Raw genomic sequence first — 14,394 nt, 5'->3', positions numbered from 1 at the left:
AGGGCGCGGCGCCGAGGACCGGCGCCGCGCCGCGGTCAGACGGCGGCGATCGCTTCGACCGGTGGCGTCCACAGCGAGCGGACGGTCGTCGGCAGGGTCGCGAGGAAGGCCAGCGCGAAACCTCCGGCGACCACGCCGACATAAATCCAGATCGACCCGGCAGGAATCAGCGAGCCGGTCCGCACCATGCTGTACGGCGCGGTGGTGCTGACCGCGGCGATCGTGCCGAGCACCGTCGCCAGTCCGCCGGTCAGCAGCGTCTCGGCCAGCACGATCCCGATCACCTGGGACCGCGTCGCGGCCGTCAGCCGCAGCAGGCCGAACTCCCGCCGCCGGCGCCGGGTCGCCGCGATCAACGTGTTCAGCACGAGGATCGCGCAGAACGCCACGATCATCGCGACGATCAGGTAGTTGACCGACGACAGCGACGCGACGTCGCCCGGCGTCCGCGGGCCGGTCTGCACGCTGTCCTCCGTCGCCTGCAGGTACAGGGTTCCGCCCGCGATGCCGATCAGCAGCACCAGCGGCGCGACCACCACGGCGGCCCGGCCCGGCTCGACCGTGAGGTTCCGCCCCGCCTGTCGTACCGGCGCCCCGATCAGCCGGCCGGCGACCCGCCCGAGGCCCGGGATCAGCGCCGGACTGAGCAACGCCAGGCCGATCGCGACGGCGACGCCGGCCGGGCCGGCGGTGCTCGACAGCATCGCGTCGTTCGGCATGAAGAAGGTGGTGATGCTCAGCGCGGCCCCGAGTGCGGTCGACACCAGCCCGGCTGTCCGTCGTACTCGACTCAGGGCGGGTCCTCTGGAAACGGACGCCGCAGCCAGCGCACGGATCGGCGGTACGGCGCCTGCGCGCCGACTGGCGACGATCGCCGCGACCAGTGCGGAGACGACCGCCAGCGCGGCACCGCCGAGCAGCGTGATCGATCCGACCTGCGGACCGAGGCCGTCCGGCGCCGTACCGGCGGCCCTGAGCCGGGACAGCACGAAGGCGCCGAGGCCGACACCGGGAAGGATGCCCAGGGCAATCGCCGGTACGGCGACCGCGAGCACCTCGGCCACCACCACCCGGCGGACCTGACCGACGGTGGCGGCGATCGAGCGGAGCAGGGCGAGCTCGCGCTCACGCTGCTGGACGGTGAGCGCGATCGTCGACACCACGCCGAACACGACGATCAGGACGGTCCAGCCGCCGAGGATCGCGGGCAGCATGACCAGCGTGTCGTTGCCGGCGGCCCCCGGGGCCAGGCCGGTCTCGAGCAGCAACGCGAAGGCAGTCAGCAGCGCGGTGCCCGCGAACAGGACGGCGCCGGCGGCGAGGTACGAGGTCCAGCGGCGGCGGACGCCGCGGAGTGCGAAACGGATCATCGGTGAGTCCCTCCGATCAAGGACCGCTCGCCGGCGGCTGATGAGGGGGCGGTGCGGGCACGGGCGCCCAAGCGGGTCATCCGCGTGGCGACAGCCTCCGGGGCCGGGCTCTCCATCACGTCGGCGATCCGGCCGTCGGCGAAGAACACCACGCGGTCCGCGGACGACGCGGCGACCGGGTCGTGGGTGACCATCACGATCGTCTGCCGGGACGCGGCCTCCCGCAGCAGCGCGAGCACCTCCGCGGCGGCGCTGGTGTCCAGGGCTCCGGTCGGCTCGTCGGCGAAGATCACCGCGGGCTCGGCGAGGACCGCCCGGGCGATGGCGACGCGCTGCTGCTGACCGCCGGACAGCTCGCTCGGGAAGTGGTCGGCCCGCTCCCCCAGACCGAGACGGTCGAGCAGCCGGTCGACGGCGGCCGGTGACACCCGGCGCCGGCCGAACTCGAGCGGCAGCAGCACGTTCTGCCGGACGGTCAACGTGGGCAACAGGTTGAAGGCCTGGAAGACGAACCCGAGTTGCCGGCGGCGCAGCAGGGTCAGCGCGCGGTCGTCGAGAGCGGAGAGTTCGGTGCCGGCGACGGTGACCGAGCCGGAGGTCGGCCGGTCGAGCCCGGCCGCGCAGTGCAGCAAGCTGCTCTTGCCGGAGCCGGACGGGCCCATCACGGCGACGAAGCCGGTGGCCGGGAACGCGATCGAGACGTGGTCGAGCGCGGTCACCGCACTCGGTCCTTCGCCGTAGATCTTCACCACGTTCTCGAGCCGGACGGCGGCCGGTGCAGGTTCTGTACGAGTCATGAGTACACCGTACGACGAGCGTGACGTTTCTCAGCGGTGGTCAGAACCACTGCCGAGGTAGAGAAAACCCTACTATCCAACCCCCTCCGTGTGACGAAACCAGGAAGACGGTAGAGTTTCGTCACGCGACGAGGGAGGCAGCCAGTGGTGCGATGTCAGGTGTGCGGCCGGGAGCTGCCCGTGAGCGGGACCGGGCGACCGGCGAAGTACTGCAGCCGCGCCTGCCGGTCCCGCGCGTACCGGTTGCGCCAGGCAACCACCTCCGAGGACACCACGGTCCTGACGCTGGAAGCGATCGTCTCCGCGGCCGTCGCGCTCGGCGACGAGGAAGGCCCCGACGCGATCTCCATGCGCGGGACGGCCGCCCGGCTCGGCGCGGGAGCGATGTCGCTCTACCGGTACGTCGCCGGGCGCGAGGTCCTCGTCGACCTCATGGTCGACCACGTCTTCGCCGAGCAGCCGCTGCCCGAGCCGGGCCCAGCCGGCTGGCGCGACAAGCTGGAGCTGTCGGCCTGGGCGGAATGGGCGGTGTACCGAGCGCATCCGTGGTCGGCACGCTTGGTTGCCTCGATCACCCGTCCGCCACTCGCCCCGAACGTGATGGCCTACACCGACTGGCGGATGCGCGCCGTCGACGGCCTCGGGCTGCCGTTCCCGGTGATGATCCAGGTGGCGATCATGCTCAGCACTCACCTGCAGGGCGTGGCGCTGGGCCTGCACGCGGAGACCGAGGCGGCGAGCCGGCTCAGCAGAGAAGAGTGGACGGCGTTACGCCAGGAGGCGCTCAGCACCGCGCTCGCGGCGCGGGAGCTGCCGATGATCTCCCGCTTCGGCCCGGCCGAGTACGACGCGGTCACACCGGAGCGGATGTTCGAGTTCGGCCTCGGACGCCTGCTCGACGGGATCGCCGCGATGATCGGGCCCGGGGTGAGCCGCGACACTGCGGAGGCCGGAACTCAACCCGGGTGACGGTCGTTGGCTGTCCGTGAAGACGAAGTTGCTGATGGCCTGCCTGGCCGTCGCCCTCCCCCTCCTGGTGTCCTCCTGCGGTTCGGCCGACTCGGCGGCCGCGGACTCCGCGCCGTCGGTCAGTACGCCGAGCGTGCTGGTCGAGGACGCCTGGGTCCGTACGACGGCCGGCGCCAAGGACACCACGATGACGGCGGCCTTCATGTCGCTGACCAACCCGGGTGGCGCCGAGATCAAGTTGACCTCGGCAACCTCCCCGGTGGCCGGCACCGTGCAGCTGCACGAGATGACCATGAAGGACGGCGCGATGGTGATGCAGGAGAAGGCCGGCGGCATCGCCGTACCGGCCGGATCGCACGCCCATCTCGCGCCGAGCGGCGACCACGTGATGCTGATGGACCTCAAGCAGCCGCTGAAGCCCGGTGACGAGGTGCCGCTGACGCTGAAGTTCTCCGACGGCACCACTCACGACCTCACCCTCCCGGTGAAGAACTTCACCGAGGAGGAAGAGCACTACCACCCCTCCGAGACCCCGACGCCCGCCTCTTGACCTCGGCAAGCTCGGGCCCCTCGCGCCGGCAGCTCCTCTCGTACGCCGGAGTCGCCGCGGCGGGCGCCGCCGTCTCCGGCACAGCTGTTGCTCTGAGCAACAACCCTGCGCCGGCCGAGGCCGTGCCGTCGCGGGACCTCAGCCCGTACGGCGACCACCAGCCCGCGATCGCGGCGCCGACGCCGAAGCACGCCGAACTGGTCGCCCTCAACCTGCTCAGCAGCACCGACCGCGGCGCCCTCGGCCGCCTGATGCGGTTGTGGAGCACGGACATCGTCGCGCTGACCGAGGGCCGACCCACCCCCGGCGACACCGCGCCCGAGCTCGCGGTCCCGAACGCGGCGCTGACCGTGACGGTCGGGTTCGGGCCGCGCGTGTTCACCCGGCCCGGCCTCACGGCGTACAAGCCGCGCGGGCTCGACGACCTGCCGGTGATGCGTCACGACCGGCTGCTCCCGGCCTGGTCCGGCGGCGACCTGCTGATCCAGGTCGGGGCCGACGACCCGGTCAGCGTCGTGCACGCCGTACGGCGGCTGGTCGCGGACGCGGCGCCGTTCGCGAGGCCGGTGTGGCGGCAGACCGGCTTCTGGAACGGGACCGGCCCGGACGGCAAGCCGGTGACCGGGCGGAACCTGTTCGGCCAGGTCGACGGGACCGGGAACCCGGCGGTCGGGACGCCGGAGTTCGACGCGACGGTGTGGGCCGACGGGCCGGAGTGGTTCCGCGGCGGCACGATGCTCGTCGTACGGCGGATCCGGATGAACCTGGACACCTGGGACGAGCTGACCCGCTCCGAGCAGGAGCGCGCCGTCGGGCGGAAGCTCTCGACCGGTGCGCCGGTGACCGGCGCGGCCGAGCACGACGAGCTCGACCTGGAGGCGCGGGACGCCGACGGGCGGCTGGTGATCGCCGAGAACGCGCACGCCCGGCTCTCCCACCACAGCACCAACGACGGGCGCCGCATCTTCCGCAAGGGCCTGAACTACGCCCAGGACAGCGGAGCGACGCGCGAGAGCGGCCTGATCTTCCTCAGCTACCAGGCCAATGTCGCCGGACAGTTCCTCCCGCTGCTGGCCCGGCTGGACGCCGCCGACGCGTTGAACGAGTGGACGACGACGATCGGCTCAGCCGTCTTCGCGATCCTCCCGGGATGGCACGAAGACGGCTGGCTCGGGCGCGATCTCCTCGCTTGAGCCGGCTTCCTCCGGCGTCGTGCGGTGATAACGAGCCAGCAGCTTGCGCTCGGGCTCGTGCTGGTCGATCCAGTCGAGGTCGTCGGACAGGACGGCGTCGTTGGTGCGGCCGGCGTACGGGTCGAGCGGGGGTGGGGGCGGCGGCAGGGCGCGCAGCTTGAGCGCGGTCATCGGGATCGCCAGCAGGACGGCGAGCACCATCCAGGGCCAGTACTCGCGCAGCAGCGGTTCGAAGGCCTGGAAGAAGCCGTCGGTCCCGGCGTCGGCGATCTCGTCGCTCGACCGGCCCGCGGTCGAGGCGACGGCGCGGACGCCGTCCACGACCGCGAACGAGACGAGGTAGGTCGCGATCAGGACCGGCCAGAAGTACGCCGAGCGCCAGCCGCGACGCCAGCAGCACACGTACAGCACGATCGTCAGACCGACCGCGACGAGCAGCCCGTTGAGCTGCCAGAGCCACCGGAAGTCGGGGCTGAGGTCCCCGGCGGGGCGGGCGGCGTACCAGGCCAGCGGGAGCGCCAGCGCGAACGCGGCGACCACCGAGCTTCGGGTGCCGAGGGCACCGAAGAAGGCGCCGACGGCACTTGCCGCGAGCAACGTGATCAGCAGTTCGCGCCCGGACAGTGTGTGCCCGCTGAGCCACCACGTGCCCCCGGCAACCACCAGCACCAGCGGTACGGCGTACCGGATGCGGCCGAGCAGGAACCCGGCCGCCACTCCCCCGGCGAAGCCACCGAGCACGAGCAGGTCGATCCGGCTGCTGGAGGCCGGCACGAACGTCGTCGCCGCGTCGGGCAGGCCGGCCAGGTAGCTCGGGGCGAAGCCCGCCAGGAACCAGCCGATCACTGCCGCTGGGACGGCCCACAGGTAGCGCATGTCACCCCGATTTCGCCCCCGAACCGGGGGCCGGGGTTCAGTGCTGGGCTCGCTCGACCTTGCTCTTCAAGATCTCCGGTGTGTCGACCGTAGCCCCCTCGGACCGCAACCAGGCGTCAAGACTCGCCCGATCCTGCAGAGACATCACCGCGACCACGTCACCGGGCCCGGCCTCGGCGACCAGCGCCTTCGCCGCGTCCAGCTCGGTCGGGAACGACGGGACGTCGTCGACGCCGACCGAGCTCGTGCCCTCGCGGAACACCGCGTCCAGCTCCGACGGCGGCCGGCCGCGCAGGTAGGTGTCCTTGTGCCCGATCACGACCCGGTCGGCGCCGCGGGCACCGATCGCGCCCATCGCGGACACCATCTCGTCGGCGCGGTCGCCCGGTGAGCCGAGCGCGAGCAGCAGCCGCGCGCCTTCCCGCCGGACGCCGTTCATGATCTCCAGCAGCGCCTCGAGCCCGGCCTCGTTGTGGGCCAGGTCGATCACCACGGTGAAGTCACGGACCGAGTACATGTTCATCCGGCCGGGGTTGTTCTCGTTCGGCGAGAAGCTGGTCAGCCCCTCGACCACGGCCGCCTTGGGCAGCCCGAGCCCGAGCGCCGCCGAGGCCGCGGCGAGCGCGTTCTCGACGTTGTAGTGCGACAGCCCGGACAGCGTCATCGGGATGTCGGTCACCTTGAGCAGCGCCTCGCCATCGAGGTACGCCGTGCTGGCGTTGTCCAGCACCGTGACGAAACCGTCCAGCACCGTGGTCGCCCGGCCGCCCTCCTCCAGCACCGTCCGGATCGACGGCGAGTCGGCGTCGCGGGAGAACACCCAGCACTTGGCCGGCGAGCCCAGCCGCATCGCGAACGTGCGCGGGTCGTCGCCATTGACCACGCACCAGCCCCGCGGCCGGGTGATCTTGGTGATCACCGCCTTCACCTCGGCGAGCTGGTCGACGGTGTCGATGCCGCCGAGCCCGAGGTGGTCAGCGCTGACGTTGGTGACGACGGAGACGTCGTTCGAGGCGACGCCGATGCCGCGGCGCAGGATGCCGCCGCGAGCGGTCTCGGTGACCGCGAGCTGGATCCCCGGCTGGGCCAGCACCCGGCCGGCGCCGCTCGGGCCGGAGAAGTCGCCGTACTCGACCAGTTCGCCGTCGAAGTACACGCCGTCGGTGCTCGACCAGCCGACGTGCAGCCCGGCCGCGCGGCCGATGTGCGCGATCATCCGCGAGGTGGTCGTCTTGCCGTTCGTCCCGGTCACCGCGACCACCGGGACCTTCGGCCGCAGCGTCGGCGGCGGGTTGCCCGGCGGTTCGTTGCGGACCCGCTCGCCGACGGCCGTGACGAGCGCGGTCAGCTCGGTCTCGTCGGTGCCGAACGCGTCGATCACCTCGACGATCGCCTGGGCCAGCGCCCGAGCGCGCTGCTCGTGCGCCCACGGGAACGCGACCACGAGCCGCCGTACGGCGTTCTCCGGACGCACCCGGACGCCGATCCGGCCGATCCCGGCCTCACGGGCGATCCGGCGGACGATGTGCCCGACCACGCGGATCGCGAACCGCTGCCGGAAGCCCGACCCGATCCGCCCCGGCCGGGTGGCCCCGAGCCCGAGCGCCGACGCGAACGCCTTCGCGGCCGGCGCGGGGGCGTCGATCAGCGCACTCAGGTCCAGGGTCAGCTTGACCGCCGCCCGGCTGAAGTAGAGGTTCGCCCCGTCCAGAACGCGGAGCTCGACCTGGGAAGTCACACTAGGCACCCATCGCGTGGTAGCCGCCGTCGACGTGGATGATCTCGCCGGTGGTGGAGGGGAAGAAGTCGCTGAGAAGGCCGACGATGGTCTTGCCGGTCGGCTCGAGGTCGGACGGGTCCCAGCCCAGCGGGGCCCGGTCGAGCCAGGGCTCCTCGAACTTCTCGAAGCCCGGGATCGCCTTCGCGGCCAGGGTCTTCAGCGGGCCGGCCGAGACCAGGTTGCAGCGGATGCCCTGGGCACCCAAATCACGGGCCAGGTAGCGGGAGGTCGACTCCAGCGCGGCCTTGGCCACACCCATCCAGTCGTACCCGGGCCAGGCCACGGTCGCGTCGAAGGTCAGCCCGACGACGCTGCCGCCACGGCTCATCAGCGGCGCGCACGTCACCGCCAGCGCCTTCAGGCTGTACGCCGACACGTGCACCGCGCGGGACACGTCGTCCCACGGGCCGTCCAGGAACTTGCCGCCGAGAATCGTCTCGGGGTTGCCGTACGCGATCGAGTGCACGACGCCGTCCAGGCCGTCCACGTGCTCTCGGATCTTGTCCGGCAGCGCGGCCAGGTGTTCCTCGTCGGTGACGTCCAGCTCGAGCACGGGAGGCTCGACGGGTAAGCGTTTCGCGATCCGTTGGGTGATGCTCAGCGCGCGGCCGAAGTTCGAGATCAGCACGGTGGCGCCTTGTTCCTGCGCCACCTTGGCCGTGGCGAAGCCGATCGAGGAGTCGAGGGTGACTCCGGCGACCAGGATCCGCTTGCCGTCGAGGATGCCCACCGGCGTCCCTTTCTGGATTACTTGAAGTTGATGGTCAGTTGCCCATGCCGATGCCGCCGTCGACCGGCAGCACCGCGCCGGTGATGTACCCGGCTTCCTCGGACGCAATCCAGCGCACGGCGTTGGCGATCTCCGTGGTGAGGCCGAAACGGCCCAGCGGGATCTGGCCCAGGTACTGCTTCTGGGTCTCCTCCGGCAGTACGGCGGTCATGTCGGTCTCGACGAACCCCGGGGCGACGACGTTCGCGGTGATCCCGCGGCTGCCCAGCTCACGCGCCATCGAGCGGGCCATCCCGATCATGCCGGACTTGCTGGCCGCGTAGTTCACCTGGCCGGGCGAGCCGAGCAGGCCGACCACCGAGGAGATGAAGACGATCCGGCCCTTGCGCAGCCGCAGCATGCCCTTGGCGGCGCGCTTGGCGACCTTGAACGAGCCGGTGAGGTTGGTCTGGATGACCGAGTCCCAGTCGTCGTCGGACATCCGCAGCAGCAGCGTGTCCTTGGTGATGCCGGCGTTCGCGACCAGGACCTCGACCGGGCCCTGCTCCGCCTGGATCGCCTCGAAGGCGGCGTCCACCTGCTCGGTGTCACTGACGTCGCACTTCACGCCGAAAAAGCCGGCCGGCGGTTCGCCGCTGTGGTAGGTGACCGCGACGTTGTCGCCGGCCTCCTTGAACGCGGTGGCGATAGCGAGGCCGATGCCCCGGTTGCCGCCGGTGACGAATACCGATCTGGCCACGAACACTTCTCCTCACTCGATGGGAACCTGCTGCCGGACGAACGCTATCGCCCGCCCCGCGCCGCGCCGTGAACCGGGCGGCACCAAGGCGGCGTACGGCGTACCGGTCAGGAGTCCTCGAGGCGGAAACCGACCTTCAGGCCGACCTGGTAGTGGTCGATCTGGTTGTCGACGATGTGGCCGCGGATCTGCGTCACCTCGAACCAGTCCAGGTGCCGCAGGGTCTCGCCGGCCCGGCCGATCGCGTTCTGGATCGCCGCGTCGACGCCGTCCTTGGACGTGCCGACGAGCTCGGTCACCCGGTAGGTGCGATCTGTCATCGTGCTCTCCCCTTCACAGCTGGCTGCGGCGGCCCTGAATCAGCGGCGTACCGTTGTCTTTGGTGAGGAGAATAGATGCCCCGACGACGTGAGACCGACGACGAAACGGTCGTCTCCGTGACAACTGCCCAGCCGGGCCGGTCCGAGGACCTGGACAGCCGGATCGCGCGGTACGCCTGGATGATGTCGCTGCGGGTCGTCTGCTTCGTGGCGGCTGTGCTGACCCCATCGCCGTGGCGCTGGATCCTCCTGGTCGGAGCCGTCTTCCTGCCGTCGGTCGCCGTGGTGTTCGCGAACGCCCACCAGAGCCGCAGGGTCGATGGTGCCGAGGCCTACGAGGCGCCGCCGCGGATCCAGCTGGAGCAGCAGCCGGGGCCCGTCGTACAGGGTGAATACGTGCCCGATCAGGAGTTGCGTGGCGACACCGAAAAGTGATCTCGGCCGGGACTGGATTCTGCCACCGGATCCGTGTCAGAATCTCCCGCGTGCTCTGAAGTTCACCCGTGAAATTCAGGGACTTGATGCGGCGTCGGACGGCTCCCCCCGTGGCTGTCCGACGTCGCTTCATTTTCCCCAGGCTTTTGATTATTGAGTGATCAGGAACAATTCCTCATGAGTGAACAAGCACCGGCGTCCGTCTGCTCCGCAAGGGGTTGTGGCGCTCCCGCCCAGTGGGCCTTGCTGTGGAACAACCCGAAGATCCACACCCCCGACCGGCGTAAGACGTGGGTCGCCTGCGACGAGCACAAGCAGTCGTTGAGCGACTTCCTCGGCGCGCGCTCTTTCCTGCGCGAGGTCGAGCCTTTCACCGGCTGAAAGCACCCGGTCGGTGCGTTACGGGTGAAAAAGTAAATTTCCGGTTCAGATTCGCACCGGCAGCCACTCGTACGCCGTACTGGTAGGTGCGGCTAGCCGCCGATCGCGGACATCGGACGCACCGGCTGCAGGAACGCCGGATCGGCGATCCCGTGCCCGGGCAGCTTGCCGCGCATCGCGGTCCGCCAGCGGTCCGCGAGGTCCTCGTCGGAGGCACCGTCGCGCAACGCCGTCCGCAGGTCCGACTCGGTCCGGGCGAACAGGCAGTCGCGGACCTGACCGTCGGCGGTCAGCCGGACCCGGTCGCAGTCCCCGCAGAACGGGCGCGTGACGCTCGCGATGATGCCGACCGTCTGCGGACCGCCGTGCACGGTGAAGGACTCGGCCGGGGCACTCCCCCGCGTCGCCGCGTCGGTCGCCTCCAGGCCGAACCGGTCGCTCAGCTTCTCGAGGATCTCGTCGGCGGTGATCATCGTCGCCCGGTCCCAGCCGTGCTGGGCGTCCAGCGGCATCTGCTCGATGAAGCGCAGCTCGTAGTCGTGGTCCAGGCAGAACTGCAGCAACTCGGGCGCCTGGTCGTCGTTCACGCCACGCATCAGGACCGCGTTGACCTTCACCGGCGCCAGACCGGCCGCGTGCGCCGCGGCGAGACCGGCCAGCACGTCCTTGAGCCGGTCGCGGCGGGTGAGCTGCTGGAAGGTGTCCTGCCGAACCGTGTCGAGGCTCACGTTCACCCGGTCCAGGCCGGCCGCGGCCAGAGCCTCCGCCTGGCGGGCCAGGCCGATGCCGTTGGTGGTCAACGAGACCTGCGGGCGGGGCGTGAGCTTCGTCGTACGGTCGACGATGCCGACCAGACCGCGACGCAGCAGCGGCTCACCACCGGTGAAGCGGATCTCGTCGACGCCGAGGTGGGTGACGGCGATCGAAACCAGCCGGACGATCTCGTCGTCCGTGAGCAGCTCCGGCTTGGCGAGCCAGTCCAGGCCCTCCTCGGGCATGCAGTACGTGCAGCGCAGGTTGCAGCGGTCCGTCAGGGACACTCTCAGGTCCGTCGCCACCCGGCCGTAGTTGTCGGCCAGGCCTGGCTGCGTCTTGGTATACACACCGACCAGCGTACGTCGCGACGGGCGGCCGCGACGTGTTTCAGGTCATGGCCTAAGTTCGTGGGGTGCGTCGTTTGATGACAACCCGGTGGATCGGTTCCGCGTTGGTGATCGTGGTCCTGTCCGTGGCCTGTGTGCAGCTCGGCCGATGGCAGCTGCACCGGCTCGACGAACGCAAGGCGCGCAACGAGGTCACCCGGACCAACCTCGCCGCCACGCCCGCGCCGATCGACCAGATCGTCGGGCCGGACCACGTCGTCGGTCCGCAGCACGACTGGCGGAACGTGGTGGCCACCGGCCGGTACGACGCGAGCAAGCAGATCGTCGTCCGGTACCGGAACGTCAACGACCGGCCGGGCTTCGAGATCGTCACGCCGCTGCTGCTCGCGGACGGGACGGCGCTGCTGGTCGATCGCGGGTTCCTGGCGCGGCAGGGTGCTGAGCTGGCGCCGGGGACGATTCCGCCGGTGCCGACGGGTGAAGTGACCGTCACGGGCAAGCTGCGGCGCAGCGAGCAGGGCGGGCACACCAGCGGCGGTACGCCGGTCGACGGGACGGCGCGGCTGATCAACGGGCCGGATTACTCGAAGGTGCTGGGGCTCAAGCTGTACGACGGGTACCTGGCGACCGATCAGCAAGAACCGGCGGCGGACGCGGCGTTCGGGAAGTTCCCCGGGCCGGAGATCGACGACGGGCCGCACTTCTTCTACGCGCTGCAGTGGTTCTTCTTCGCGCTGATGGCGATCGGCGGGCTGGTGTACTTCTCGCGGCAGGATCTGCAGAAGGACGAGGAGCCGGGCGAGTCGGGCGACGTTGGTGGCGCGGGCCCGGCGGGCGACTCAGGTGGTGCGGGCGACCCAGGTGGTCCAGGTGATCCAGGCGCTCCGGGCGGTGAGGAGGCCGGGGACCCCGCCGAAGTTGCCGATCGCAACCGTCCGGCGACTGCTGTCGGCGTGTCGGACAATTCGGCGGGGTCGCCCGAGCGGTAGCGCGGGCTGACGCGTCGCCGTTCGCGGTGACGGTGAGACGTCGTTTCGGGATGTGAGACGGCGGGGCGTCGTCGCGGCGCGCGCGGCAGCGGCGTACGGCGTTCTGCGGCAGGATGGTGCTCGTGGACCTCGGACTTCGCGATCGCACCTACATCGTCACCGGCGCCAGCGGCGGGCTCGGTTTCGCCACCGCGCGGGCACTGGCCGCCGAAGGCGCGCGGCTGGTGATCTCCAGCCGCAACGAGGAGTCGATCGCGCGGGCCGCCGCGGGGCTGGGCGAGAACGTGGTCGGCATCCCGGTCGACAACGCCGACCCCGAGAGCGCCGAGCGGCTGGCCGCGACGGCGATCGCCAAGTGGGGTGATCTGCACGGCGCGCTGATCAGCGTCGGCGGGCCCCGTCCCGGTACGGCGCTGGACACCGACGAGGACGACTGGCGCGCCGCGTTCGACAGCGTCTTCCTGGGTGGTCTCCGGATCGCCCGCTCGGTCGCTCGCGCCGGCGCCGAGGGCACGTCGATCGCCTTCGTGCTGTCGTCGTCGGTGAAGTCCCCGATCCCGGGCCTCGCGATCTCCAACGGTCTGCGCCCCGGCCTGGCGATGGTCGCCAAGACCCTCGCTGACGAGCTCGGCCCGAACGGCGTCCGCGTCAACGGCCTGCTCCCCGGCAAGATCGCCACCGACCGGGTCCGCGAGCTCGACTCCAAGGGCGGCGGCGATCCTGAAGCCACCCGCCGCTCCGCCGAGAAGACCATCCCGCTCCGCCGCTACGGCCTCCCGGAAGAGTTCGGCCGGGTAGCAGCCTTCGTCCTCTCCCCCGCGGCCTCCTACTTGACCGGCGTCATGATCCCGGTCGACGGCGGAGCCCTCCGCACGATCTGACGTCCGAAGTACCGGGGCCCGACAGCGCCTAGCGTCCGAAAGAACGCATTGCGTCCGAAGGATCCGAGGCTATAGCGCACGCTTCTTCGGACGCTGCGCGCTTCTTCGGACGCCACGGTCGGGGCTGGCGGCTAGTCCTTCGGGCGGTCCTTGTCCTTCGACGGCTGGACGCGCTTGGGCTCGCCCGGCATCTTCGGATACTCCGGCGGGTAGGGCAGGTCCGCCTCCCCGTGGTCCCGCTCGTGCTTGGCCGACAGCTCCAGCAGTGAATCCAGCGAGAAGGCCTGCTCGCCGACCGCCGCATGCAGATCCCCGACCTCGGCGAACCGCGCAGGCATCGTGAGCACGTCGAAATCATCCGGTACGACGTCCTCCAGCTCCTCCCACCGCAGCGGCGCCGACACCCTGGCCCGCGCGTTCGGGCGCACCGAGTACGCCGAGGCGATGGTCCGGTCGCGGGCCATCTGGTTGTAGTCGATGAAGATGCGCTCGCCGCGCTCCTCCTTCCACCAGTTCACCGTGACCTGGTCCGGGAGGCGCTTCGACAGCTCGCGGCCGAGCGCGATCACCGCGCGCCGCGCCTGGATGAAGTCCCAGCGCGGCTCGATCGGCACGTACACGTGCAGCCCGCGCCCACCCGACGTCTTCGGGAAACCCTCCAGCCCGTGTTCGGCCAGCAGTTCACGCAACGCCGGCGCGACAGCGACCGCGCTCTTGAAGTCCGTCCCGGGCTGCGGGTCCAGGTCGATCCGCAGCTGGTCCGGCGAGTCCAGCTCCGGGCGTCGTACCGGCCAGGGGTGGAAGGTCAGCGTGCCGAGGTTCGCCGCCCAGGCGACCACGGCCAGCTCGGTCGGGCAGACCTCGTCTGCCGGGCGGCCGCTGGGGAACTTGATCGTCGCGGTCCCGACCCAGTCGGGCGCGCCCTTGGCGACCCGCTTCTGGTAGAACGCGTCGCCCTTGTTGTCCATCCGGGTGGACAGCTTCGCGCCCTCGAACCAGCCGCCCGGCCAGCGCTCCAGCGTGGTCGGCCGGTCCCGGAGCGCGCCGAGGATGCCGTCGCCGACCGCGACGAAGTAGTTCACGATGTCCAGCTTGGTCAGCCCGCGGTCCGCGAAGTACGGCTTGTCCGGGTTGCTCACCCTGACCGTCCGACCCGCCACCTCGAGCTCGATTGCCTTCGTCGCCGCCATGCCGCGACGCTACCGCCCGGCACCGACGAAAAGTGGGCGTGACCACCAGGAAAAGCGATCTTTTCCCAACCCCTGGCCACCCTGGGTGACC

The 14,394-nt window shown here is 70.8% G+C and carries 16 protein-coding genes; 7 read left to right on the top strand and 9 right to left on the bottom strand.

Annotated elements, in window-relative coordinates:
• Window positions 1-35: 35 nt before the first annotated feature.
• A complete protein-coding gene (locus ACLQ2O_RS24955; RefSeq protein ID WP_425835434.1) occupies window positions 36-1,370 on the bottom strand; it encodes an FtsX-like permease family protein in 1,335 nt (444 codons plus the stop codon).
• Window positions 1,367-2,167 (bottom strand): ABC transporter ATP-binding protein, encoded by an 801-nt coding sequence (locus ACLQ2O_RS24950; RefSeq protein WP_425835432.1) that lies wholly within the window; start codon window positions 2,165-2,167, stop codon window positions 1,367-1,369. Before ACLQ2O_RS24950 ends, ACLQ2O_RS24955 begins: the two co-directional genes overlap by 4 nt.
• Window positions 2,168-2,347: 180 nt before the next feature.
• Between ACLQ2O_RS24950 and ACLQ2O_RS24945 the strand changes: the two genes are divergently transcribed.
• The 3 genes from ACLQ2O_RS24945 to ACLQ2O_RS24935 are packed head-to-tail and all read left to right on the top strand — an operon-like array spanning window position 2,348 to window position 4,879.
• Entirely contained in the window at window positions 2,348-3,136 is a 789-nt protein-coding gene (locus ACLQ2O_RS24945) for a TetR/AcrR family transcriptional regulator (RefSeq protein WP_425835430.1), read from the top strand.
• Between the two features lie 16 nt (window positions 3,137-3,152).
• On the top strand, window positions 3,153-3,686 hold the full coding sequence (locus tag ACLQ2O_RS24940; RefSeq protein WP_425835428.1) for a copper chaperone PCu(A)C: 534 nt from the start codon (window positions 3,153-3,155) through the stop codon (window positions 3,684-3,686).
• Entirely contained in the window at window positions 3,683-4,879 is a 1,197-nt protein-coding gene (locus tag ACLQ2O_RS24935; RefSeq protein WP_425835426.1) for a Dyp-type peroxidase, read from the top strand. Before ACLQ2O_RS24940 ends, ACLQ2O_RS24935 begins: the two co-directional genes overlap by 4 nt.
• Here ACLQ2O_RS24935 and ACLQ2O_RS24930 read toward each other — a convergent pair.
• From ACLQ2O_RS24930 to ACLQ2O_RS24910, 5 genes are all read right to left on the bottom strand, one after another.
• The gene (locus ACLQ2O_RS24930; RefSeq protein WP_425835424.1) at window positions 4,811-5,755 is read right to left on the bottom strand and encodes a hypothetical protein; all 945 of its coding nucleotides are present in this window, start codon (window positions 5,753-5,755) and stop codon (window positions 4,811-4,813) included. The genes ACLQ2O_RS24935 and ACLQ2O_RS24930 overlap by 69 nt on opposite strands.
• A 37-nt stretch (window positions 5,756-5,792) precedes the next feature.
• Window positions 5,793-7,493, bottom strand: a complete 1,701-nt coding sequence (locus ACLQ2O_RS24925) for a Mur ligase family protein (RefSeq protein WP_425835422.1) — start codon at window positions 7,491-7,493, stop codon at window positions 5,793-5,795.
• Between the two features lies 1 nt (window position 7,494).
• Window positions 7,495-8,265, bottom strand: a complete 771-nt coding sequence (gene fabI / locus ACLQ2O_RS24920) for an enoyl-ACP reductase FabI (RefSeq protein ID WP_425835420.1) — start codon at window positions 8,263-8,265, stop codon at window positions 7,495-7,497.
• Window positions 8,266-8,299: 34 nt separating this feature from the next.
• Window positions 8,300-9,004, bottom strand: coding sequence for a 3-oxoacyl-[acyl-carrier-protein] reductase (gene fabG, locus ACLQ2O_RS24915; protein WP_425835418.1), 705 nt, complete (start codon window positions 9,002-9,004; stop codon window positions 8,300-8,302).
• A gap of 107 nt (window positions 9,005-9,111) precedes the next feature.
• On the bottom strand, window positions 9,112-9,324 hold the full coding sequence (locus ACLQ2O_RS24910; protein WP_425835416.1) for a dodecin: 213 nt from the start codon (window positions 9,322-9,324) through the stop codon (window positions 9,112-9,114).
• A 75-nt stretch (window positions 9,325-9,399) separates the two neighbouring features.
• On the opposite strand from ACLQ2O_RS24910, the gene ACLQ2O_RS24905 reads away from it, so the two are divergent.
• Together ACLQ2O_RS24905 and ACLQ2O_RS24900 are read left to right on the top strand one after the other, a co-directional pair.
• Entirely contained in the window at window positions 9,400-9,759 is a 360-nt protein-coding gene (locus tag ACLQ2O_RS24905) for a DUF3099 domain-containing protein (protein WP_425835414.1), read from the top strand.
• Between the two features lie 177 nt (window positions 9,760-9,936).
• Window positions 9,937-10,140 (top strand): hypothetical protein, encoded by a 204-nt coding sequence (locus ACLQ2O_RS24900; RefSeq protein ID WP_425835412.1) that lies wholly within the window; start codon window positions 9,937-9,939, stop codon window positions 10,138-10,140.
• 92 nt (window positions 10,141-10,232) lie between these two features.
• Here the strand turns inward: ACLQ2O_RS24900 and moaA are convergent, their stop codons facing one another.
• Window positions 10,233-11,243 (bottom strand): GTP 3',8-cyclase MoaA, encoded by a 1,011-nt coding sequence (gene moaA / locus ACLQ2O_RS24895; protein ID WP_425835410.1) that lies wholly within the window; start codon window positions 11,241-11,243, stop codon window positions 10,233-10,235.
• Between the two features lie 77 nt (window positions 11,244-11,320).
• On the opposite strand from moaA, the gene ACLQ2O_RS24890 reads away from it, so the two are divergent.
• Both ACLQ2O_RS24890 and ACLQ2O_RS24885 read left to right on the top strand, forming a co-directional pair.
• The gene (locus ACLQ2O_RS24890; RefSeq protein ID WP_425835408.1) at window positions 11,321-12,232 is read left to right on the top strand and encodes an SURF1 family protein; all 912 of its coding nucleotides are present in this window, start codon (window positions 11,321-11,323) and stop codon (window positions 12,230-12,232) included.
• Between the two features lie 113 nt (window positions 12,233-12,345).
• The gene (locus tag ACLQ2O_RS24885; RefSeq protein ID WP_425835406.1) at window positions 12,346-13,113 is read left to right on the top strand and encodes an SDR family oxidoreductase; all 768 of its coding nucleotides are present in this window, start codon (window positions 12,346-12,348) and stop codon (window positions 13,111-13,113) included.
• Between the two features lie 131 nt (window positions 13,114-13,244).
• On the opposite strand, the gene ligD is transcribed toward ACLQ2O_RS24885, so the two are convergent.
• A complete protein-coding gene (gene ligD, locus ACLQ2O_RS24880; RefSeq protein ID WP_425835404.1) occupies window positions 13,245-14,303 on the bottom strand; it encodes a non-homologous end-joining DNA ligase in 1,059 nt (352 codons plus the stop codon).
• Between the last annotated feature and the right edge of the window lie 91 nt (window positions 14,304-14,394).

The organism is Kribbella sp. DT2 (assembly GCF_049844575.1).
Classification (GTDB): Bacteria; Actinomycetota; Actinomycetes; order Propionibacteriales; family Kribbellaceae; genus Kribbella.
Note: the sequence above shows the minus strand (reverse complement) of the source record. Positions and strands in the feature narration are given on the sequence as shown.

Excerpts from the sequence above, each read along its gene's own strand:
- ligD (WP_425835404.1), bottom strand. The coding sequence starts at position 14,303 with ATGGCGGCGACGAAGGCAATCGAGCTCGAGGTGGCGGGTCGGACGGTC.
- ACLQ2O_RS24950 (WP_425835432.1), bottom strand. The coding sequence starts at position 2,167 with ATGACTCGTACAGAACCTGCACCGGCCGCCGTCCGGCTCGAGAACGTG.
- ACLQ2O_RS24930 (WP_425835424.1), bottom strand. The coding sequence starts at position 5,755 with ATGCGCTACCTGTGGGCCGTCCCAGCGGCAGTGATCGGCTGGTTCCTG.
- ACLQ2O_RS24900 (WP_425835412.1), top strand. The coding sequence starts at position 9,937 with ATGAGTGAACAAGCACCGGCGTCCGTCTGCTCCGCAAGGGGTTGTGGC.
- ACLQ2O_RS24955 (WP_425835434.1), bottom strand. The coding sequence starts at position 1,370 with ATGATCCGTTTCGCACTCCGCGGCGTCCGCCGCCGCTGGACCTCGTAC.
- ACLQ2O_RS24885 (WP_425835406.1), top strand. The coding sequence starts at position 12,346 with ATGGTGCTCGTGGACCTCGGACTTCGCGATCGCACCTACATCGTCACC.
- ACLQ2O_RS24910 (WP_425835416.1), bottom strand. The coding sequence starts at position 9,324 with ATGACAGATCGCACCTACCGGGTGACCGAGCTCGTCGGCACGTCCAAG.
- ACLQ2O_RS24890 (WP_425835408.1), top strand. The coding sequence starts at position 11,321 with ATGACAACCCGGTGGATCGGTTCCGCGTTGGTGATCGTGGTCCTGTCC.
- ACLQ2O_RS24905 (WP_425835414.1), top strand. The coding sequence starts at position 9,400 with ATGCCCCGACGACGTGAGACCGACGACGAAACGGTCGTCTCCGTGACA.